Source organism: Aurantimonas sp. HBX-1 (genome assembly GCF_021391535.1).
Taxonomy (GTDB): domain Bacteria; phylum Pseudomonadota; class Alphaproteobacteria; order Rhizobiales; family Rhizobiaceae; genus Aurantimonas.
Window position 1 is genome coordinate 2,756,807 of the sequence record NZ_CP090066.1, and the last position, 17,951, is coordinate 2,774,757.

Consider the following 17,951-nt stretch of genomic DNA (forward strand, 5'->3'; position numbering starts at 1 on the left):
CGATCCGTCGCCGGCGCCGCCCGATGGTTGTTGGGAAAGGCGCGGCGCGAAACCGCGCCGCAGCCTGCGCGCCGTCAGCGATCCTTCGGGACGCGGCCGGTCTTTTCCGGAACCAGGAAGTCGAAGTCGCAACCCTCGTCGGCCTGCAGCACCGTGTCGAGGAACAGCTTCTTGTAGCCGCGGTCCGAGCCCTCGTGCACCGGCGCCTTGAAGCTGAGCCGGCGTTCGGCAAGCTCGGCATCGGAAACGTCGAGATGCAGGCGCCGCCCCGGCACGTCGAGCTCGATCATGTCGCCGGTGCGCACCAGCGCCAGCGGCCCGCCGGCCGCCGATTCCGGCGTCACGTGCAGGACGATCGTGCCCGACGCCGTGCCGCTCATCCGGGCGTCGGAGATCCGCACCATGTCCTTGACGCCGGTGGCCGCGATCTTGCGCGGGATCGGCATGTAGCCGGCTTCCGGCATGCCGGGCGCGCCGATCGGCCCGGCATTCTGCAGGACGAGGACATCGTCCGGGCCGACGTCGAGGTCCGGCGCGTCCACCCGCTCCGCCATGTCGGCGATCGAGGAAAACACCACGGCGCGGCCGCGATGCGTCAGCAGCGAGGGCGTCGCCGCCGACTGCTTCACGATGGCGCCGCCGGGCGCCAGGTTGCCGCGCACGACCGCCATGCCGCCTTCCGGATAGACCGGCGCGTCGAAGGGCGCGACGATGTCCTGCTGCCAGCCAGCGGGGGCGGCATCCATCTCCTCGCCGAGCGTGCGGCCGGTGACGGTCAGGCAGTCGAGGTGGAGATGCGGCTTCAGCTCGCGCAGGATGGAGACGAGGCCGCCCGCCGCGTGGAGATCCTCCATGTAGTTCTGCCCGGACGGCTTCAGGTCGACCAGCACCGGCACCTTGCGGCCGATCCGGTCGAAGGCGTCGAGGTCGAGCGACAGGCCGCAGCGCCCGGCGATCGCCGCCAGATGCACGATGCCGTTGGTCGAGCCGCCGGTGGCGAGCAGCACGGTCAGGGCGTTCTCGAAGGCCTTCTCGGTCATGATCGCCGAGGGCAGCAGCGGCCGGGTCGCCAGCTGCGCGGCGATCTGGCCGGTGGTCTCGGCGATGCGGCGGCGATCGGCCGAGACGGCCGGGGCGGTTGCACCGCCCGGCGCCATCATGCCCAGCGCCTCGACGGTCAGCGCCATCGTCGACGCCGTGCCCATGACGCCGCAGGTGCCGGCGCCCGGCACCAGCCGGTCGTTGACCTCGGCGATCTCGGTGGCGTCGACCTCGCCGGCCCGGTGCCGCGCCCAGAAGCGCCGGCAGTCGGTGCAGGCGCCGACGCGCTCGCTGCGGTGGCGGCCGGTCAGCATCGGCCCGGTGACCAGCTGGATCGCTGGCACCCCGGCGCTCGCCGCGCCCATCAGCTGGGCCGGCACGGTCTTGTCGCAGCCGCCGATCAGCACGACGGCGTCCATCGGCTGGGCGCGGATCATCTCCTCGGTGTCCATCGCCATCAGGTTGCGCAGGAACATCGAGGTCGGGTGCGAGAAGGATTCGTGGATCGAGATGGTCGGGAACGGCACGGGCAGCGCGCCGGCCAGCATGACGCCGCGCTTCACCGCCTCGACGAGATCGGGAACGTTGGCGTGGCAGGCATTGTAGCCGCTGGCGGTGTCGACGATGCCGACGATCGGCCGCTCCAGCGCGTCGTCGGAATAGCCCATGCCCTTGATGAAGGCCTTGCGCAGGAACAGCGAGAACCCGGCATCGCCATAGCTCGTCAGCCCCTTCTTCAGTCCCCGTCCGTCGCGGTCCGTCATTCGATTCTCCCCGGCACTGCCCTTGCTCCCACCAATCACGCTGGCATCAAGATTGTCAACAATCTGTTTGACAACGGCGAAACCGCTTGCCTATGGTGCCGCTCGCGCCGAGAAGCGCATGACCGAACTGGGAGGTTCACTATGAAACTGATACTCGCCGCGGCTCTCGCCGCCACGACGGCTTTCGTTTCGCCGACACTGGCGCAGGACGGCAAATACACCGCCGCCAGCGACATCAACGTGATGCAGGGCTTCAAGGCCGGCGGCGGCTCGGATGCCCTTGCCCAGCTCGTTCAGCCTTTCCTCGCCGAGGAACTCGGCGTCAATTTCGTCAACCAGTACATCCCCGGCGCCACCGGCGCGATCGCCTGGACGCGGCTCGCCAAGCAGTCGCCGAAAGACGGCTCGACGATCAGCATCACCAACACGCCGATGCTGCAGACCAACTACATCATGAACCCGTCGATCACCTACACGATCGACGAGATCACCCCGATCGCCAACATCGTCACCGATCCGGGCATCGCGGTCGTTGCCGCCGACTCCCCGTTCAAGACGTTCGAGGATTTCGTCAAGGCCGCCAAGGAAAACCCGGGCACCATCACGGTCGGCAATTCCGGCGTCGGCGGCGACGACTATTTCACCTCGCTGCAGTTCGAGCGCCAGTCCGGCGTCCAGCTCCAGAAGGTCCCCTTCCAGGGTGACGGCCCGTCCTGGACGGCCGCCATGGGCGGCAAGATCGACGCGAGCTTCACCAATGTCGGCGTCACCTTCTCGCAGATCCAGGAAGGCAATCTGCGCCCGCTCGCGGTGTTCTCCGAGGAGCGCCTCGAGAACCTGCCCGACGTGCCGACCGCCAAGGAACTCGGCTACGACCTCGTCGCCGGTTCCTCGCGCGGCTACAGCGGCCCGGGCGACTTCCCCGAGGAAGCCCGCCAGCAGATCATCGACGCCCTCGCCAAGGTGATGGAGAACCCGGAGTTCCAGGCCGCGGCCGAGAAGCAGGGCCTGATGATCGATTTCATCCCCGGCGACGAATACGCCGCCTTCCTGAAGAAGCAGGAAGGTGAGTTCCAGGCGCTCTGGGCGGAGATCAAGGACGACGTGCAGGCCGCCCAGTAAGGCGAAGCACCAGCGGCGCGTCCCCGGGCGCGCCGCCTTCCTTCCTCCGTCAGCATCCAGGAATCCCGAGATGGGTCAGATCGTCGTCGCCCTCGCCGCCATTGCGCTCGCGCTGTTCTTCAGGAACGAGGCCGCGTCCTACCCGCCCACCGCCGCGAAATTGCCCGACCTGCTCGGTGCCGTGGTGATCGTCCTCGCGGTCATGGCGATCGCCAAGGTCGTCTGGTACCGGCTGCGACCCCGTACGGCCGTCGCCGACGCCGGATCCGGCACCGATACCCCGACCGATACGCGCAGCCTGGCGATTGGCGCAGGCTTCCTGGCGCTGATCGTTCTCTATGCCTTCAGCATCACGTGGATCGGCTACCTGATCGCGACGCCGCTCTTCCTGGCGATCCCGCTGGCGGTGCTGCGTCCGGTCGGGCCGGTAGCGGCCGTCTCGGCCATCGTCTCGGTCACCGCGGTGATCTTCGGCGTCTTCGTCTGGTTCCTGAACCTATCGATCCCCCTCTATCCGGCCCTCTGAGGAACATCGCGATGGAATCCTTCTTCTGGATCGGTCTCGCCAACGTCGTCGAGCCCGTCAATCTCGCGGCGATCCTGATCGGCGCCCTGATCGGCATGTTCGTCGGCGCGATGCCCGGCCTCTCGGCGACAATGGCGATCGCCCTCCTGTTGCCGCTCACCTATTCCTTCCGGCCGGAAACCGGCCTCGCGCTGCTCGCCTCGCTCTATCTGGCGGCGATGTATGGCGGCTCGATCGCCGCCATCCTGTTGCGCACGCCCGGCACGCCGGCTGCGGCGGCCACCGTCCTCGACGGCTACCCGATGGGCCAGAAGGGCCAGGCCGGCAAGGCGCTCGGCCTGTCGCTGACCGCCTCGCTGATCGGCGGCGTCCTGTCCTCGATCGTGCTCCTGACCGTCGCGCCGCTGCTCGGCCGGGTCGTGCTGAATTTCGGCCCGGTGGAGATCTTCGCCATCGCCGTGCTCGGCATCACCATCATCGGCTCGCTGTCCCAGGGCTCGACGATCCTCGGCCTGATGTCCGGCGCCATCGGCCTGCTGCTGGCGATGGTCGGCATGGACCTGACCACCGGCACGCCGCGCTTCTCCTTCGGCATCCTCGAACTCTTCGGCGGCATCGACTTCACCGTCGCGCTGATCGGCCTGTTCTCGATCCCGCAGGCGGTGCGCCTCATCATGCAGGGCAACGCCAACCAGAGCGCCCGCGTCTCCAACGTCTCCGACCGCATGCTCCCGACCGGGCCCGAGTTCCTGAAGATGCTGCCGAACAGCCTGCGCTCCTCGGTCATCGGCATCTTCGTCGGCCTGATCCCCGGCACCGGCGGCGATACCGCCTCCTGGTTCGCCTATAACGAGGCCAAGCGCTTCTCGCGCCACAAGGCCGAGTTCGGCACCGGCTATCCGGCCGGCATCGTCGCGCCGGAAGCGGCGAACAACGCCGTCGTCGGCGGCGCCCTCATCCCCACCATCGCGCTCGGCATTCCCGGTTCGTCCTCCACGGCGGTGCTGCTCGGCGGGCTGATGGTGCACGGCATCCTGCCGGGCCCGTCGCTGATGACCGACTATGGCGACGTGACCTACACGCTGCTCTGGGCGGTGCTGTTCGCCAATGTCGCGCTGTTCCTCGTTGGCCTCTTGTTCACCCGGGCCTGCGTCGCCGTCACCAAGATCCCGAACCGCGTCGTCGGCCCGGTCATCGTGGTGCTGTCGGTGATCGGCGCCTATGCGATCAACAACTCGGTCTTCGACATCGGGCTGATGATCGCCTTCGGCATGCTGGGCCTTGCCTTCGATTCGTTCCGCATCCCGACGCCGCCGCTGGTCATCGGCCTCATCCTCGGCCCGATCCTCGACACCACGCTGCAGCAGTCGCTGCTGATCGGCGGCGGCCAGTGGAGCATCTTCATCGAGAACCCGATCTCGGCGACGCTGCTGGCCTTCGCGCTGCTCTCGCTCCTGCAGGCGACGCCGCTCTTCGGCTCGATGGCGAGACTGTTCCGCACCAGGCCGGTCAAGGGCGCCGAGCCCGCCGGCGGCGACGTCGCCGGAAGCCGCGAGTAGTGCGCTGACCCCGACGGATGGCTCACTATCCGCCGGGGCTCGTAAGAGGTTATGGGTGGAGGGACTCTCGGAACGGAGTGCGAAGGAAGAGCTGACGATGTCCCATCTGGCGAAGGAGACCCGCGAGGACGCGGCGGCGGCCGGCGGCAAGCGGCGCAGCGGCGAGGACATCGCCGCCGAGATCGTCACCCGCCTCGAGGAGGACATCGTCTTCGGCCGGCTGCACCCGCGCGAGCGGCTGGTCGAGGAGGAGATCGCGCTGCGCTTCGGCGCCAAGCGGCATCTGGTGCGCCAGGCGATCGCCGAACTCGAGCGTCTCGGCCTCGTGGAACGCTACCGCAACCGCGGCGCGGTCGTGCGGCTCTACGACGCCAAGGAAGTCGAGGACATCAACAGCGTGCGCGAACTGATCGAGGCGCATGCCGCCTCGCTGATCCCGCTGCCGCTGCCCGACGCCGCCGTCGCCGAGCTCGACGCGATCCAGAAGTCGCACCAGGAGGCGATCCTCTCGGGCGACCAGCGCCGCGTCTTCCGCGCCAATATCGACTTCCACCGCAAGCTCTTCGCCCATTGCGGCAACGAGGCGCTGATCGAGGCGATCACCAATTTCGCCCAGAAATCGCACGCCTACCGGCACATCTTCCTGAACGACAGGCCGTATCTGCTGTGGGCGGCCGAGGACCACGCGAAGATGGTCGCCGCCGTCCGCGCCGGCGACCGCGCCGCCCTCGTCGAGCTCTGCCGCAACCATCTGGCGCCGGCCAAGAACTACTACGTCCAGACCTACCGCTCCCGCTTCGCCGACGACGAGGAGGGCTGAGGCAGCGGCCGGGGCCGAGCGGGCGGAGCGAAGCTGCGACCGAAGCACGCAAAGAAGCCATTGCCGGCCATGCGGCTTCGGCGTGCAGGCAGATCCCCGTCTCGACGCAGCGTCTGGACGCCTTCTCGTCGCTCAGAACGGCTCTCGATGACGGTCACTGCGTCGGAGTGGCACAGCAAGCGACATAGGGCGTCAACGGAACCGGAGCGTGCGCCGGACCTTCCTCAATATGCAACGAGAGGAAGCTACGATGTCCGAGATCAGCAAAACGACGAAGGACGGTGCCGAGTACCGCGAGGACGGGTCGAAGGTCGCCACCGAGGACAGCCCGTCCGGCGAAACGGAAACCGAACACGTCAAACGGGAACAGAGCAAGCTGCCCAATGGCGGCCGTTCACCCGAGTACGACGATGCCGACGACAGCGATGTCGCGGCCCCATCGCCTCCAACCGGGGCGTAACGCTCGCTCACAGTGGTCTACGCAGAGAGCTTCCGCATAGAGGTCCTCCGCGATGAAAAGGCTCGCTGGCTTAGGCTGGCGGGCGTTCGATGGAGCATCTCTGGACCGGGCGGCAGACCAGTCCCGACTGACGCCCGAAGAAGATGAGCCGCGACGACCTCGACCGCCTCTAACCTCTCTTCGGTCCGCACCAAGGACGCCGTGCGCACCCCTGCCCGGTAATTGTCAACAATTCCGCCAACCATCTGCGCACTGACCGCATGGGTCCCATGCAGTGCAGCATCTGCCTGTGCAGTGCGAAAGCGCCTAGGTTCCGTCACGTACAAGAGACGGAGACGAAACATGTCCAGAACCCCCCGCACCACGACCTTCTACACCCGCGTCAAGGCTTCCCTCGCCGGTCTCGGCTCGAGCATCGTCGAAGCCCGCCGCCGCGAGATGGAATACCGCATGCGCTTCCCCGGCGCGATCGACTGATCAGAGGCTGATCTCCGTACCGCCGCCGGTCCCGGCGCGGTCCGGCGGGGGCTCGACGGCCCAGGCGCTTTCCATCAGCACGCGGACGAGATGCGTCCGTGGCGAATTGCCGAGCTGCACGAAGCCCAGTTCGCGCACCGGCGCCGGCGCCGGCAGCGTCAGGCGGCGCACCCCGTCCGGCCAGGGCCCCGCCCAGTCGGGCACCAGCGAGACGCCCAGCCCGCGCGCCACCATCATCGCGATGGCGTCCAGCGCGTCGAGTTCGAAGCGCTCCTTCGGCGCTATGCCGATCGCGTCGAGAAACGACGCCGCCAGCCGCCCGCCCCATTGCCGCCGGTCGTAGCGGATGAAGGGCGAGGTGCGCAGGATCGCCGCCACGTCGGTGCGCCGGTCGTCGGCGGCCACCAGCAGCACCAGCTTCTCGCGCCGCCACAGATGGAAGCTCATCGCCTTCGGCATGTCGAAGGACGGGCGCACCAGCGCCGCGACGTCGAGCGCCCCCGACACGACCCGGTCGTAGAGGCCGGCGGACGTGCCGGGCTCCAGATAGAGGTCGAGCCCGGCATGGCGCTCGGTCAGGCGCTCCAGCACCTGCGGGAACAGTCCGGTCAGCGCGGTGGCGATCGCCCCCACCCGCAATTCCCCGACGATCTCGCCGCCCAGCGCCGCGGTGCGCAGCTCGCCGATCTGCCGCAGCACCTCACGGCTGCGCGCCAGCACCGCATGGCCCGCCTCAGTCAGCCGTACCGTCCGCCCCGAACGGGCGACCAGCCCCACGCCGATCTCCGTCTCCAGCGCCCGGATGCGCTGCGCCACCGCCGTCGCGGTGATGCCGAGATCGTTCGCCGCCGCGACGAAGGAGCCCTTCTCCGCGACGCGCACCAGGGTCTCCAGATGGCTGCTGTCCATGGGGAACCAACATTTCCTTCAGGGTGAACGAAGGAGACCGTACTTCATCTTTGGGATCGAGACACGCACCCTGCGCGCGATTCGCAGAAGGAGAGTTGCATGGATCTAGGGATTTCCCAGAAGACCGCTTTGGTGCTCGGCGCCGGCGGCGGGCTCGGCAGCCGCATCGCCGCGACGCTGGCCGGCGAAGGCGTTAGGGTCGCGGTCGCCGATCTCGACGCGGAAGCCGCGGCGCGCACGGTCGGCGAGATCGAGGCCGCCGGCGGCAGGGCCCTGGCGCTCGCCTGGGACCTCGCCGACCTCGACGTGATCTCGGCCAATGTCGGGCGCATCGAGGCCGAACTCGGGCCGGTCGACATCCTCGTCTCGATTACCGGTGGCCCGCCCCCCGGCGGCGTATCCGGCCAGCCGGTCGACCTCTGGCGCAAGCATTTCGAAGCGATGGTGCTGTCGGTCTTCGCCATCACCGATCGCGTGCTGCCCGGCATGCGCGAGCGCGGCTGGGGGCGGATCATCACCTCCACCTCCTCCGGCGTCGTCGCGCCAATCCCCAATCTCGGCCTCTCCAACGCGCTGCGCTCGACGCTGCTCGGCTGGTCGAAGACGCTGGCCGCCGAAGTCGGCCGCGACGGCGTCACCGCCAACATCGTCCTGCCCGGCCGCGTCGCCACCGGCCGGATCGGCTTCCTCGACGAGAAGAAGGCCGAGCGCGAGGGCCGCAGCCTGGAAAGCGTCGTCGCCGAGAGCACCGGCGCCATCCCGCTCGGCCGCTACGGCGACCCGCAGGAATATGCCGACGTCGTGGCCTTCCTCGCCTCGGCCCGTTCGTCCTACGTCACCGGCAGTGTCATCCGCGTCGATGGCGGCTATGTCCCGAGCATCTGATCAAGGGGAATCCAGATGACACTCACCGCTGAAGCGATCGCCGTCCTCAAGGATGTCTCGACCGCCACCATCACCACGATCCTTCTGAAGAAGGGCCTGCGCAACATCTGGCTGCGCGGCGCGATGCCGCTCAAGCCGGGCCAGCCCCGCCTCGTCGGCCCGGCCTTCACGCTGCGCTTCGTGCCGGCGCGCGAGGACTTGGCGACGCCGGCCTCCTGGGGCTCGCCGATCTCGACCAGAGCCGCCATCGAGGCGATGCCGGAGGGCTGCATCGTCGTCGCCGACGCCATGGGCGTCACCGATGCCGGCATCTTCGGCGACATCCTCTGCGCCCGTATGGCCAAGCGGAACGTCGCCGGGCTGATCACCGACGGCGTGCTGCGCGACGTCGCCGGCGTGACGCGGACCGGCCTGCCGGTCTGGAGCCGCGGCTTCGCCGCCCCGCCCTCGGTCGCCGGCGTCACCTTCGTCGGCTGGCAGGAGACGATCGGCTGCGGCGGCGTCGCGGTGATCCCCGATGACGTCATCGTCGCCGACGACGACGGCGCCGTGGTCATCCCGAAGGCGCTGCTCGACGACGTCCTCGCCGACGGCCCGGAGCAGGAGCGCATGGAAGCCTGGATCGTCGAGGAGGTGGAGAACGGCGCCAGCCTGCCCGGCCTCTACCCGATGAACGCCGAGACCAAGGCCCGTTACGACGCCTCGAAATAGGAAATGACAGACATGCTTTCTCCCGACACCAAGGGCGTCTTCGCCATCGCGCCCACGCCCTTCCTGCCCGACGGCTCGCTCGACACCGCCTCGGTCGACCGGATGACCGACTTCTACTGGGAGGCCGGCTCCGACGGCCTGACCATCCTCGGCATCATGGGCGAGGCGCAGAAGCTCGAGCCCGAGGAATCGCTGCAGATCGTCCGCCAGGTCATCGCCCGCGCCGGCGGCCGGCCGATTATCGTCGGCGTCTCGGCACCGGGCTTTGCCGCCATGCGCCGCCTCGCCGGCGAGGCGATGGCGGTCGGCGCCGCCGCGGTGATGATCGCCCCGCCCTCGACGATGCGCACCGACGACCAGATCGTCGGCTACTACGCCCAGGCAATCGCCCAGATCGGCAGCGACATCCCCTTCGTGCTGCAGGACCATCCGCAGGCGACGCTGGTCCAGATGACGCCGGGCGTCATCAAGCGGATCATCAACGACAACCCCTCCTGCGTGATGCTGAAGCACGAGGACTGGCCGGGCCTCGACAAGATCACGGCGCTGCGTGACTGGGAGCGCGACGGCTCGCTCCGCCACGTCTCGATCCTCTGCGGCAACGGCGCGCTGTTCCTCGAACTCGAGATGCAGCGCGGCGCCGACGGCGCCATGACCGGCTACGCCTTCCCGGAGATGCTGCGCGACGTCGTCGACATGAGCCTTGCCGGCGATCTCGACGCGGCGCAGGACCTCTTCGACGCGCATCTGCCGCTGCTGCGCTACGAGCAGCAGCCGGTGATCAGCCTGTCGGTGCGCAAGTACGTCCTGCAGAAGCGCGGCGCGATCGCCCACGACGCGCTGCGCGCGCCGGGCCCGAAACTCACCGCGCCGACCAAGGCCGATGTCGAGCGCCTGCTGGCAAGGCTCGCGCGCACCGACAAGCGCGCGGCGCTCTGACGATCCGGGGGGCGGCCTGCGACGGCCGCCCCTCCCCTACGCCGGGTCGATCCGGTTTCGGTGCGCGGACGCGTCGGAGCAGCCTAGCTGCGGTCGACGACGGCGGTTCCGCCGAAGACGAGGTTCTGGCGCGCGGCCGGCGTGAAGAGGCCGTAGATCATCGCGCTTTCCGGACTGCTGGCCTCGTCGAGGACGGCGATCTGTTCGGCCGGCAGGCGAAGCTCGGTCGCTGCGACGTTGTCATGGACTTGCGAGACACGGCTGACGCCCATCAGGGCCGTGTCGACGCCGGGCTTCGAGAGAACCCACGCCAGCGCCACGCGGGCCGGCGTCTCGCCGATCGCGTCGGCGACACCGCGAAGCGCATCGACGATCCGCCAGTTGCGATCGGTAAAGAGCATGTCGCCGAAAGGATTGCTGCCGTCGAGGCGCTTGTCGCCCTCCGGTCGGGGAGCGCCGGTCCCGGCGTCGCTGGGAAGGCCACCAGCGCGCGGCGCGCCCGCTTCGACCGTGGCGCGATCGTACTTGCCGGTGAGCAGACCGTAAGCGAGCGGGCTCCACGGCATCATCCCGAGGCCCATGTCGCGTGCGAGCGGCAGGTGCTCGGATTCCACCTCGCGGCTGACGAGGGAATAGAAATATTGCAGGGCGATGGGGCCCGGCATCGCGTGGACGGCGGCGAGCGTCGCGATCTTCGCCACATACCAGGCCGGTGCGTTGGAGAGCCCCCAGTAGCGGATCTTGCCGGCCCTCACGAGGCCCGCCATCGTCTCCAAGAGCTCCTCGGCGGGGGTCAGCGAGTCCCACACATGGACCCAGTAGAGGTCGATGTAGTCGGTGCCGAGCCGGCGCAGCGAGCCTTCGAGCGCGGCATGCACATGCTTGGCGCCGTTGCCGCCGGCATGCGGGCCCCGGCCGGCGGAGAAGCCGGACTTGGTCGCGACGACGAGGCTGTCGCGCAGTCCGCGATCGGCGATGATGGCGCCCAGCATCTCCTCGCTGCGGCCGGCGGCATAGACGTCGGCCGTGTCGACGAGATTGCCGCCGGCCTCGACATAGGCATCGAAGACAGCCTCCGCGTCGGCTCGCTCCATGCCCCACCGATCGACGCCGAACGTCATCGTTCCGAGAGACAGCGGACTGACCACAAGGCCGGAACGGCCGAGCGGACGGTAGGTGGTCATCGACATGAACTCATTCCCTAGTGATCGCTATGGAAGCGGTCTAGTTCGCTTGATCACCGGGGTCAAGCGTTCTATAGTAAACGATATGGAACCCTCGCCTACCGCACGCCGCACGGGACGGCCGCTCTCGTTCGACCGGGACGCGGCGCTCGTCAGCGCCATGCATCTCTTCTGGCGCCACGGCTACGAGGCGACGTCGGTCGCCGAACTGACGCAGGCGATGGGCATCACACCCCCCAGTCTCTATGCCGCCTTCGGCGACAAGCGGCGCCTGTTCCTGGAGGCGGTGCATCGCTATCTCGGGGGTATCGAAGCCGTCGAACGAAGCATCGCGGACGCGCCAAGCGCGCATGATGCCGCGCGCGACCTGCTGGTGGCCGCCGCGCTCGGCGACACCGGTGCCGACACGCCGCCCGGCTGCCTTCTCGCCAGTTCCCTGGTCACGAGTTCCACCGAGGCCGAGGCGGTACGCGAGGCGCTGGCCGATATCCGCCGGGGCATCGAGGCGGCACTGCGCGCCCGGATCGAGCGCGACATCCGCGAGGGAATTCTGCCTTCCGGAGCGGACGCCGAGATGCTGGCAGGCCATGTCTTCGCGGTGGTCCAGGGCATGTCGACCCTTGCCAAGGACGGCGCCGGACGCAGCAAGCTGATGGGGATCGCCGATGCCGCGATGGCGGGCTGGCCGAAGACCCCCGACCCGCGCTCGGCGCATGCTTCTGCCTGAGACGTCCGGCGGTGCCGCGCTGGCAGGGGATCATGAGGCTGCCGACAACCGCTCACGGGACAGCGGCGCTCTTCATCGCTTGAGGACCGCCGCCTGTTGACCGCGCCGAACGGAAATGCGGACCGATCGCTTTTCCACCCGGCCGGCCGTTCGCCTCACAGTTCGCAGCACGAAAGGCTTGATCGATCGTCCTTGCTGCCGAATGTCGGGTTGATCCATCCGTCAGGCCTGGGCAGCCGATATCTCCCCTCAGGCGATGTTGACGATATTGTTGACAATGTGTAGGCGTGACAGCGGTAGCGATGCGGGGAGGCAGGTATGGACGTTGATACAGTGAGACGCGCGGACGATGCGCGGGAAGCCCCCTCGCCGAGCCCGGCCGCGCCGACCGCAGCGCCTGCCGAAACGACCACCACCTCCAGCGAAACCCGTGCCGATCCCGGCGCCGGCCTGCCGCAGCCGCAGAAGCCGACGCCGCGCAAGTTCCGCGATCTCCTCGCCCTCGACGATTTCGAGCGCCACGCCAAGCGCCATCTGCCGCGCATGGTCTTCGGCTACGTTTCCGGTGCCGTCGAGACCGGCGCCTCGCTGCGCGCCGCCCGCGACGCTTTCGCCGAGCACCGCTTCCTGCCGCGCATGTTCGTCGACGTGTCGGGGCGTGACCAGGGCGTCACGCTGTTCGGCAAGCGCTACGCCGCGCCCTTCGGCATCGCGCCGCTCGGCGGCGCCGCCTTCGTCGCCTACCGCGCCGATCTGCAGCTCGCCGAGGCCGCCCGCGACTCCAAGATCCCGATGATCCTCAGCGGCTCCTCGCTGATCAGCCTCGAGGACGTCCACGCCGCCAATCCGGACGCCTGGTTCCAGGCCTATCTCGCCGGCGACCAGCCGCGGATCGACCGGCTGGTCGACCGCGTGGGCGCTGCCGGCTACGAGACGCTCGTCGTCACCGGCGACACGCCGCTGCTCGGCAACCGCGAGCACAATATCCGCAGCGGCTTCTCGATGCCGATCAAGATGACGCCGAACGTCATGCTGCAGAGCGCCCTCGCGCCCTCCTGGCTGCTCGGCACGGTGCTGCGCACCTACTGGAAGCACGGCGCGCCGCATTTCGAGAACACCGACGCCGAGCGCGGACCGCCGATGATGTCGAAGCTGGTGCGCAACACGAAGAAGCGCGACGAGCTCGCCTGGTCGCATGTCGAGGCGATCCGCCGCAACTGGAAGGGCAATCTCGTCGTCAAGGGCATCATGACCGCCAGCGACGCCCGCATCGCCAAGGAATGCGGCGTCGACGGGGTGATCCTGTCGAACCATGGCGGCCGCCAGCTCGACCACGCCGTCGCCCCGCTCGACTGCCTCGCCGAGGTCGCCTCCGAGAAGGGCGCGATGAAGGTGATGATCGACAGCGGCCTTCGCCGCGGCACCGACGTTTTGAAGGCCGTGGCGCTCGGCGCCGACTTCGTCTTCCTCGGCCGGCCCTTCCTCTACGCGGCGGCGATCGGCGGCGCCGACGGCGTGTCGCATGCGATCGGCATCCTGCGCGCCGAGATCGACCGCGACCTCGCCCTCATCGGCGTCAAGCGGCTGCAGGACCTCGACTCCAGCTACCTCGCCCCGGTCCGCCCGCGCGACTGAGCCGGACGCAGAGACAAGAAGGCGACCGGCCGCGGTCGCCCACCCAAGGAAATACCATGCCCCTGAAACTGATGAGCACGCTGGCCGTCGAGGTCGCCCTGAAGCGCTCCCTCCTGCCGTCCTTCACGCAGGCGACCGGGATCGTCCCGGACGTCACATGGAACCCGACCACCGTCATCATGCAGCGCATCGCGGAAGGCACGCGCGCCGACGCGATCATCCTGATCGACAAGTCGATGGCCGAGCTCGTCGAACGCGGCGTGGTCGTCGCCTCCAGCGTCCGCCCGATCGCGACGGCGAAGATCGGCGTCGCGGTGGCCGGCGACGCACCGGCGCCGAAGCTGGAGACGGTCGAGGACCTCAAGACTGCCCTCCTCTCCGCCCGCTCGGTCGCCTATTCGCGCGGCGGCGCCAGCGGCATCTATTTCGCCAAGCTGATCGAGACGCTCGGCATCGCCGATGCGGTGAACGCCAAGGCGACGATCATTCCGGAAGGTTTTACCGCCGGCCAGATCGTCGCCGGCAACGCCGACCTCGCCATCCAGCAGATCAGCGAACTGATGTCGGTGGACGGCATCAAGATCGCCGGCCCGCTGCCGGAAGCGGTCCAGGCCGGCACGGACTTCTCCGTCGCCGCCTTCGCGGACGCGGAAAATCCGGGTGACGCCGCCCGGCTGATCGCGCATCTCACCTCGGCGGAGGCCGCTACGGCCTACGCGGCGGGTGGCCTGACCTCGCGCCTCGCCCACACCTGACCGTTTCGAAAGACCGACCCATGGCAGCCAGACCCCGCATCGTCCTCTACCACGCGACCCCGGTCGCCATGGAGCCGGTCGCTTCCGCCATGGCGGCGCTCTGGCCGGAGGCCGAGGCCGTCAACCTCCTCGATGACGGGCTGACGCTCGACCGGGCCAAGGAAGGCGCGACCATCTCGGAGGAGCTGATCGAGCGCTTCGTCGATTTCGGCCGCTACGCCCACCGCATCGGCGCTGACGGCATCCTCGTCACCTGCTCGGCCTTCGGCCCGGCGATCGACCGGATGATCGATGTTCTGCCGATCCCGGTGCTGCGGCCGAACGAGGCGATGTTCCGCGCCGCGATCGCCGCCGGCAGCCGCATCGGCATGCTGGCGACCTTCGGCCCGGCCGTCTCGACCATGGAGGCCGAGTTCGATAGCTTCACCGCCGAGACCGGCTCGAAGGCCTCGCTCGAGACCATCGTCGTGGCGGAGGCGATCGACCTGCTGCGCAAGGGGGACGCCGTGTCGCACAACCGTCTGGTCGCCGCTCGCGCGCCGGAACTGGCGGATCGCGATGCGATCATGCTGGCGCATTTCTCCACTTCGCGGGCGGCCGAGGCGGTGCGCGCGGCGGTCGACGTGCCGGTGTTTACGGCGCCGGAGGCCGCTGTGACGCGCATGAAGCAGATGATTGGGGATACAGGGCCATGCTGATCGGTGTCATCGCCGACGACTTCACCGGCGCCGGCGACATCGCCAACACGCTGGCCAAGGGGCTTCCCGGTGAGGGTGGCCTCAAGGTCTCGCAATTCATGGGCGTGCCGGACGAGGACGCGCCGGCCGACATCGAGGCCGGCGTCGTCTCGCTGAAGAGCCGCTCGATCCCCGCCGCCGAGGCCGTCGCGCAGTCGCTCGCCGCGCTCGCCTGGCTGCAGGCCCAGGGCTGCCGGCAGATCGTCTTCAAATACTGCTCGACCTTCGATTCCACCCCCGAGGGCAATATCGGCCCGGTGGGCGAGGCCCTGGCGAACGCGCTCGGCGTCAAGGGCGTCGTCGCCTGTCCCGCCTTCCCGACGGTCGGCCGCACGGTGCATCAGGGCCATCTCTTCGTCCACGACCGGCTGCTCAGCGAAAGCGGCATGGAGAATCATCCGCTGACGCCCATGACCGACCCGGACCTTCGGCGCTGGCTCGCCCGCCAGTGTCAGGCGCCGGTCGGGCTCGTCGCCGCCCCGATCGTCCGGCGCGGGCCGGAGGCGATCAAGGACGCGCTGCGTCAGGCCGGCGGCCGCGGCGAGATCCTCGTCATTGCCGACGCCGCGACCGACGACGATCTCGTCACGCTGGGTAAGGCGCTCGCCGACGCGCCGCTCCTGACCGGCGGCTCCGGCATCGCCATCGGCCTGCCGGCCAACTTCATCGCCAAGGGCCTCGCCCAGGGCCGCACGCCGAGCCCGGTCGCCATCGCCGGTCCCGGCGCGATCCTCGCGGGCAGCTGCTCGCGCGCGACGCTCGGCCAGATCGAGCACCATGCGAAGGATCACCCGGCGGTGGCGATCGCCGTCGGCGACGTGATGTCCGGCGCCGTCACCGTCGAAACGCTCTGCGACTTCCTGCTGGACTCGTCCGATCCGGCGCCGCTCGCCTATTCCTCCGGCAAGCCGGAAGACGTCGCGGCCGCGCAGGCGCAGTTCGGCCGCGAGGAGGTCGCGGAAAAGCTCGACGCCCTCTTCGCCGGGACCGCGAAGGCGCTCGTCGCCAAGGGCGTCACCCGCCTCGTCGTCGCCGGCGGCGAGACCTCCGGCGCCGTGGCGCAGGCCCTCGACCTCGGCGCGCTGACCGTCGGGCCGGAGATCGATCCCGGCGTGCCGATCCTCACCGGCGAACGCCGCCGCGTCGCGCTGGCGCTGAAATCCGGCAATTTCGGCGGGCCGGACTTCTTCGCCCGCGCATTGTCCGCGCTCGCCGGCGACGCGCCGCGATGACCACGCCCCACGAGATCAACGCGGCGCGCGAGCTGATCGCCCGGACCGGCGAGACGCTCTACAACCGGCAGCTCGCGCACGGCAGCGCCGGCAATCTCTCGATCCGCCTCGACGACGGAACGCTGCTGCTGACGCCGACCAATTCCTCGCTCGGCTATCTCGACCCCGCCCGCCTGTCGCATCTTTCCCCCGACGGGCGGCTCCTCGACGGCGACCCGCCCTCCAAGGAAGCCTTCTTCCATCTCGCGGTCTATGACGAGCGGCCGACGGCGCAGGCGGTGGTGCATCTCCATTCGACGCATTGCGTCGCGGTCTCCTGCCTCTGCCACGAGACGACCGACGACGTGCTGCCGCCGCTTACCGCCTACCACGTGATGCGCGTCGGCAAGCTGCCGCTGGTCCCGTATTTCCGGCCCGGCGACAAGGCGCTGGCCGAGGCGGTGCGCAAGGTCGCCAAGGACCACCACGCGATGCTGCTCGCCAACCATGGCCCGATCGTCGCCGGCAAGTCGCTGCGCGACGCCGCCTGGACCTACGAGGAGCTGGAGGAGACTGCCAAGCTGTTCTTCCTGCTCGGCGACCGCAAGACGCGCCCGCTCGACGCCGCCCAGATCGCCGAGATCAACCGCGCCTTCCCGAGCTGAGACCCCAACGAAAGCCGTCATGCCCGACAATTCCCGCTACAGCGCCCATATCGGCTATCTGTTCAACGAACTGCCGCTCGAGTCCCGCATCGCGGCGGCCCGCGCGGCCGGGTTTTCCGCCATCGAGCATCCGGCGCCGTATGCCGTGCCGGCCGCCGACATGGCGGCGCTGCTGCGCGAGGCCGGCCTGCCCTACGTGCAGTTCGGCCTCCGCTCCGGCGACGCGTCCCGCGGCGAAAAGGGCATCGCGATATTTCCCGATCGCCGCGACGAGTTCCGCGCCAACCTCGCCGAGGGGCTGGATTATGCCGAGGCGGTCGGCGTCCGCATGCTCCACGCCATGGCCGGCGTCCTGCCGGCGGCGGAATGGCGCCCGGAACACCGCGCCTGCTATCTCGAGAACCTTGGCCTCGCCGCCGAGGAAGCCGGCAAGCGCGGCATCCGCATCATCGTCGAGGCGATGAGCCCCGGCGCCGTGCCGGATTACTTCCTGCCCACCGCCGCCTCGGCGCGCGAGGCGATCGCCGAAGCCGGCCACGCCAATCTCGGCCTGCTGCTCGACGTCTTCCACACCGTCGCGGCCGGCGACGACCCGGTCCAGGCGATCCACGACAGCGGCGAGACGATCGCCCATGTCCACATCGCCGACCATCCCGGCCGCCACGAGCCCGGCAGCGGCAGGATCGACTTCGCCGCCGTCCGCTCCGCCCTCGACGCCATCGGCTATGCCGGCTTCATCGGCTGCGAATACGTCCCCGCCGGCGTGACCGCAGATGGGCTGGGCTGGCTGCCGCGGCGCGCGTAGGGGGGCGGGGCTAGCGGGG

General features: G+C 69.2%; 19 protein-coding genes. 16 read left to right on the plus strand and 3 right to left on the minus strand.

All coding sequences use genetic code 11. From position 1 onward, the window contains the following. Nucleotides 1-74: 74 nt before the first annotated feature. Nucleotides 75-1,805 carry an IlvD/Edd family dehydratase gene (locus LXB15_RS13070; RefSeq protein ID WP_233948869.1) on the minus strand — a complete coding sequence of 577 codons (1,731 nt, stop codon included), beginning with the start codon at nt 1,803-1,805 and terminating at the stop codon, nt 75-77. 141 nt (nt 1,806-1,946) lie between these two features. Between LXB15_RS13070 and LXB15_RS13075 the strand changes: the two genes are divergently transcribed. The 6 genes from LXB15_RS13075 (at nt 1,947) to LXB15_RS20970 (ending at nt 6,769) form a co-directional block, all read left to right on the plus strand. Beyond that, complete coding sequence (locus LXB15_RS13075; RefSeq protein ID WP_233948870.1) at nt 1,947-2,927, plus strand: tripartite tricarboxylate transporter substrate binding protein; 981 nt, start codon at nt 1,947-1,949, stop codon at nt 2,925-2,927. Nucleotides 2,928-2,997: 70 nt separating this feature from the next. Beyond that, nucleotides 2,998-3,453, plus strand: coding sequence for a tripartite tricarboxylate transporter TctB family protein (locus LXB15_RS13080; protein WP_233948871.1), 456 nt, complete (start codon nt 2,998-3,000; stop codon nt 3,451-3,453). Between the two features lie 11 nt (nt 3,454-3,464). Further along, nucleotides 3,465-5,012: a tripartite tricarboxylate transporter permease gene (locus tag LXB15_RS13085; protein WP_233948872.1), complete on the plus strand. Its 1,548-nt coding sequence runs from the start codon at nt 3,465-3,467 to the stop codon at nt 5,010-5,012. 97 nt (nt 5,013-5,109) lie between these two features. Beyond that, on the plus strand, nt 5,110-5,832 hold the full coding sequence (locus LXB15_RS13090; protein WP_233948873.1) for a GntR family transcriptional regulator: 723 nt from the start codon (nt 5,110-5,112) through the stop codon (nt 5,830-5,832). Between the two features lie 250 nt (nt 5,833-6,082). Then, the gene (locus tag LXB15_RS13095; protein WP_233948874.1) at nt 6,083-6,292 is read left to right on the plus strand and encodes a hypothetical protein; all 210 of its coding nucleotides are present in this window, start codon (nt 6,083-6,085) and stop codon (nt 6,290-6,292) included. A 342-nt stretch (nt 6,293-6,634) separates the two neighbouring features. Then, complete coding sequence (locus LXB15_RS20970; protein ID WP_255696598.1) at nt 6,635-6,769, plus strand: hypothetical protein; 135 nt, start codon at nt 6,635-6,637, stop codon at nt 6,767-6,769. On the opposite strand, the gene LXB15_RS13100 is transcribed toward LXB15_RS20970, so the two are convergent. Then, nucleotides 6,770-7,678, minus strand: a complete 909-nt coding sequence (locus tag LXB15_RS13100; RefSeq protein ID WP_233948875.1) for a LysR family transcriptional regulator — start codon at nt 7,676-7,678, stop codon at nt 6,770-6,772. Between the two features lie 99 nt (nt 7,679-7,777). Between LXB15_RS13100 and LXB15_RS13105 the strand changes: the two genes are divergently transcribed. The 3 genes from LXB15_RS13105 to LXB15_RS13115 are packed head-to-tail and all read left to right on the plus strand — an operon-like array spanning nt 7,778 to nt 10,213. Next, nucleotides 7,778-8,563: an SDR family oxidoreductase gene (locus tag LXB15_RS13105; RefSeq protein WP_233948876.1), complete on the plus strand. Its 786-nt coding sequence runs from the start codon at nt 7,778-7,780 to the stop codon at nt 8,561-8,563. Nucleotides 8,564-8,578: 15 nt separating this feature from the next. Next, nucleotides 8,579-9,274, plus strand: coding sequence for a ribonuclease activity regulator RraA (locus tag LXB15_RS13110; RefSeq protein WP_233948877.1), 696 nt, complete (start codon nt 8,579-8,581; stop codon nt 9,272-9,274). 12 nt (nt 9,275-9,286) lie between these two features. Next, nucleotides 9,287-10,213 (plus strand): dihydrodipicolinate synthase family protein, encoded by a 927-nt coding sequence (locus LXB15_RS13115; RefSeq protein WP_233948878.1) that lies wholly within the window; start codon nt 9,287-9,289, stop codon nt 10,211-10,213. Nucleotides 10,214-10,296: 83 nt separating this feature from the next. Here the strand turns inward: LXB15_RS13115 and LXB15_RS13120 are convergent, their stop codons facing one another. Next, on the minus strand, nt 10,297-11,403 hold the full coding sequence (locus tag LXB15_RS13120) for an aldo/keto reductase (protein ID WP_233948879.1): 1,107 nt from the start codon (nt 11,401-11,403) through the stop codon (nt 10,297-10,299). A gap of 43 nt (nt 11,404-11,446) precedes the next feature. Between LXB15_RS13120 and LXB15_RS13125 the strand changes: the two genes are divergently transcribed. From LXB15_RS13125 to LXB15_RS13155, 7 genes are all read left to right on the plus strand, one after another. Next, complete coding sequence (locus LXB15_RS13125) at nt 11,447-12,124, plus strand: TetR/AcrR family transcriptional regulator (protein ID WP_233948880.1); 678 nt, start codon at nt 11,447-11,449, stop codon at nt 12,122-12,124. Nucleotides 12,125-12,442: 318 nt separating this feature from the next. Further along, a complete protein-coding gene (locus LXB15_RS13130; protein WP_233948881.1) occupies nt 12,443-13,759 on the plus strand; it encodes an alpha-hydroxy acid oxidase in 1,317 nt (438 codons plus the stop codon). Nucleotides 13,760-13,815: 56 nt separating this feature from the next. Beyond that, nucleotides 13,816-14,514 carry a substrate-binding domain-containing protein gene (locus LXB15_RS13135; protein WP_233948882.1) on the plus strand — a complete coding sequence of 233 codons (699 nt, stop codon included), beginning with the start codon at nt 13,816-13,818 and terminating at the stop codon, nt 14,512-14,514. A 20-nt stretch (nt 14,515-14,534) separates the two neighbouring features. Next, nucleotides 14,535-15,212 (plus strand): aspartate/glutamate racemase family protein, encoded by a 678-nt coding sequence (locus tag LXB15_RS13140; RefSeq protein WP_233948883.1) that lies wholly within the window; start codon nt 14,535-14,537, stop codon nt 15,210-15,212. Beyond that, complete coding sequence (gene otnK, locus LXB15_RS13145) at nt 15,206-16,483, plus strand: 3-oxo-tetronate kinase (RefSeq protein WP_233948884.1); 1,278 nt, start codon at nt 15,206-15,208, stop codon at nt 16,481-16,483. The genes LXB15_RS13140 and otnK overlap by 7 nt, the downstream gene beginning before the upstream one ends. Beyond that, a complete protein-coding gene (gene otnC / locus LXB15_RS13150; protein WP_233948885.1) occupies nt 16,480-17,127 on the plus strand; it encodes a 3-oxo-tetronate 4-phosphate decarboxylase in 648 nt (215 codons plus the stop codon). The genes otnK and otnC overlap by 4 nt, the downstream gene beginning before the upstream one ends. A 19-nt stretch (nt 17,128-17,146) precedes the next feature. Then, entirely contained in the window at nt 17,147-17,932 is a 786-nt protein-coding gene (locus tag LXB15_RS13155; protein ID WP_233948886.1) for a hydroxypyruvate isomerase family protein, read from the plus strand. The last annotated feature ends 19 nt before the right edge of the window (nt 17,933-17,951 follow it).

What these genes read in the sequence shown, in the direction of transcription:
- LXB15_RS13070 (WP_233948869.1), bottom strand. Translation starts at nt 1,805, where the DNA reads ATGACGGACCGCGACGGACGGGGACTGAAGAAGGGGCTGACGAGCTAT.
- LXB15_RS13075 (WP_233948870.1), top strand. Translation starts at nt 1,947, where the DNA reads ATGAAACTGATACTCGCCGCGGCTCTCGCCGCCACGACGGCTTTCGTT.
- LXB15_RS13080 (WP_233948871.1), top strand. Translation starts at nt 2,998, where the DNA reads ATGGGTCAGATCGTCGTCGCCCTCGCCGCCATTGCGCTCGCGCTGTTC.
- LXB15_RS13085 (WP_233948872.1), top strand. Translation starts at nt 3,465, where the DNA reads ATGGAATCCTTCTTCTGGATCGGTCTCGCCAACGTCGTCGAGCCCGTC.
- LXB15_RS13090 (WP_233948873.1), top strand. Translation starts at nt 5,110, where the DNA reads ATGTCCCATCTGGCGAAGGAGACCCGCGAGGACGCGGCGGCGGCCGGC.
- LXB15_RS13095 (WP_233948874.1), top strand. Translation starts at nt 6,083, where the DNA reads ATGTCCGAGATCAGCAAAACGACGAAGGACGGTGCCGAGTACCGCGAG.
- LXB15_RS20970 (WP_255696598.1), top strand. Translation starts at nt 6,635, where the DNA reads ATGTCCAGAACCCCCCGCACCACGACCTTCTACACCCGCGTCAAGGCT.
- LXB15_RS13100 (WP_233948875.1), bottom strand. Translation starts at nt 7,678, where the DNA reads ATGGACAGCAGCCATCTGGAGACCCTGGTGCGCGTCGCGGAGAAGGGC.
- LXB15_RS13105 (WP_233948876.1), top strand. Translation starts at nt 7,778, where the DNA reads ATGGATCTAGGGATTTCCCAGAAGACCGCTTTGGTGCTCGGCGCCGGC.
- LXB15_RS13110 (WP_233948877.1), top strand. Translation starts at nt 8,579, where the DNA reads ATGACACTCACCGCTGAAGCGATCGCCGTCCTCAAGGATGTCTCGACC.
- LXB15_RS13115 (WP_233948878.1), top strand. Translation starts at nt 9,287, where the DNA reads ATGCTTTCTCCCGACACCAAGGGCGTCTTCGCCATCGCGCCCACGCCC.
- LXB15_RS13120 (WP_233948879.1), bottom strand. Translation starts at nt 11,403, where the DNA reads ATGTCGATGACCACCTACCGTCCGCTCGGCCGTTCCGGCCTTGTGGTC.
- LXB15_RS13130 (WP_233948881.1), top strand. Translation starts at nt 12,443, where the DNA reads ATGGACGTTGATACAGTGAGACGCGCGGACGATGCGCGGGAAGCCCCC.
- LXB15_RS13135 (WP_233948882.1), top strand. Translation starts at nt 13,816, where the DNA reads ATGCCCCTGAAACTGATGAGCACGCTGGCCGTCGAGGTCGCCCTGAAG.
- LXB15_RS13140 (WP_233948883.1), top strand. Translation starts at nt 14,535, where the DNA reads ATGGCAGCCAGACCCCGCATCGTCCTCTACCACGCGACCCCGGTCGCC.
- otnK (WP_233948884.1), top strand. Translation starts at nt 15,206, where the DNA reads ATGCTGATCGGTGTCATCGCCGACGACTTCACCGGCGCCGGCGACATC.
- otnC (WP_233948885.1), top strand. Translation starts at nt 16,480, where the DNA reads ATGACCACGCCCCACGAGATCAACGCGGCGCGCGAGCTGATCGCCCGG.
- LXB15_RS13155 (WP_233948886.1), top strand. Translation starts at nt 17,147, where the DNA reads ATGCCCGACAATTCCCGCTACAGCGCCCATATCGGCTATCTGTTCAAC.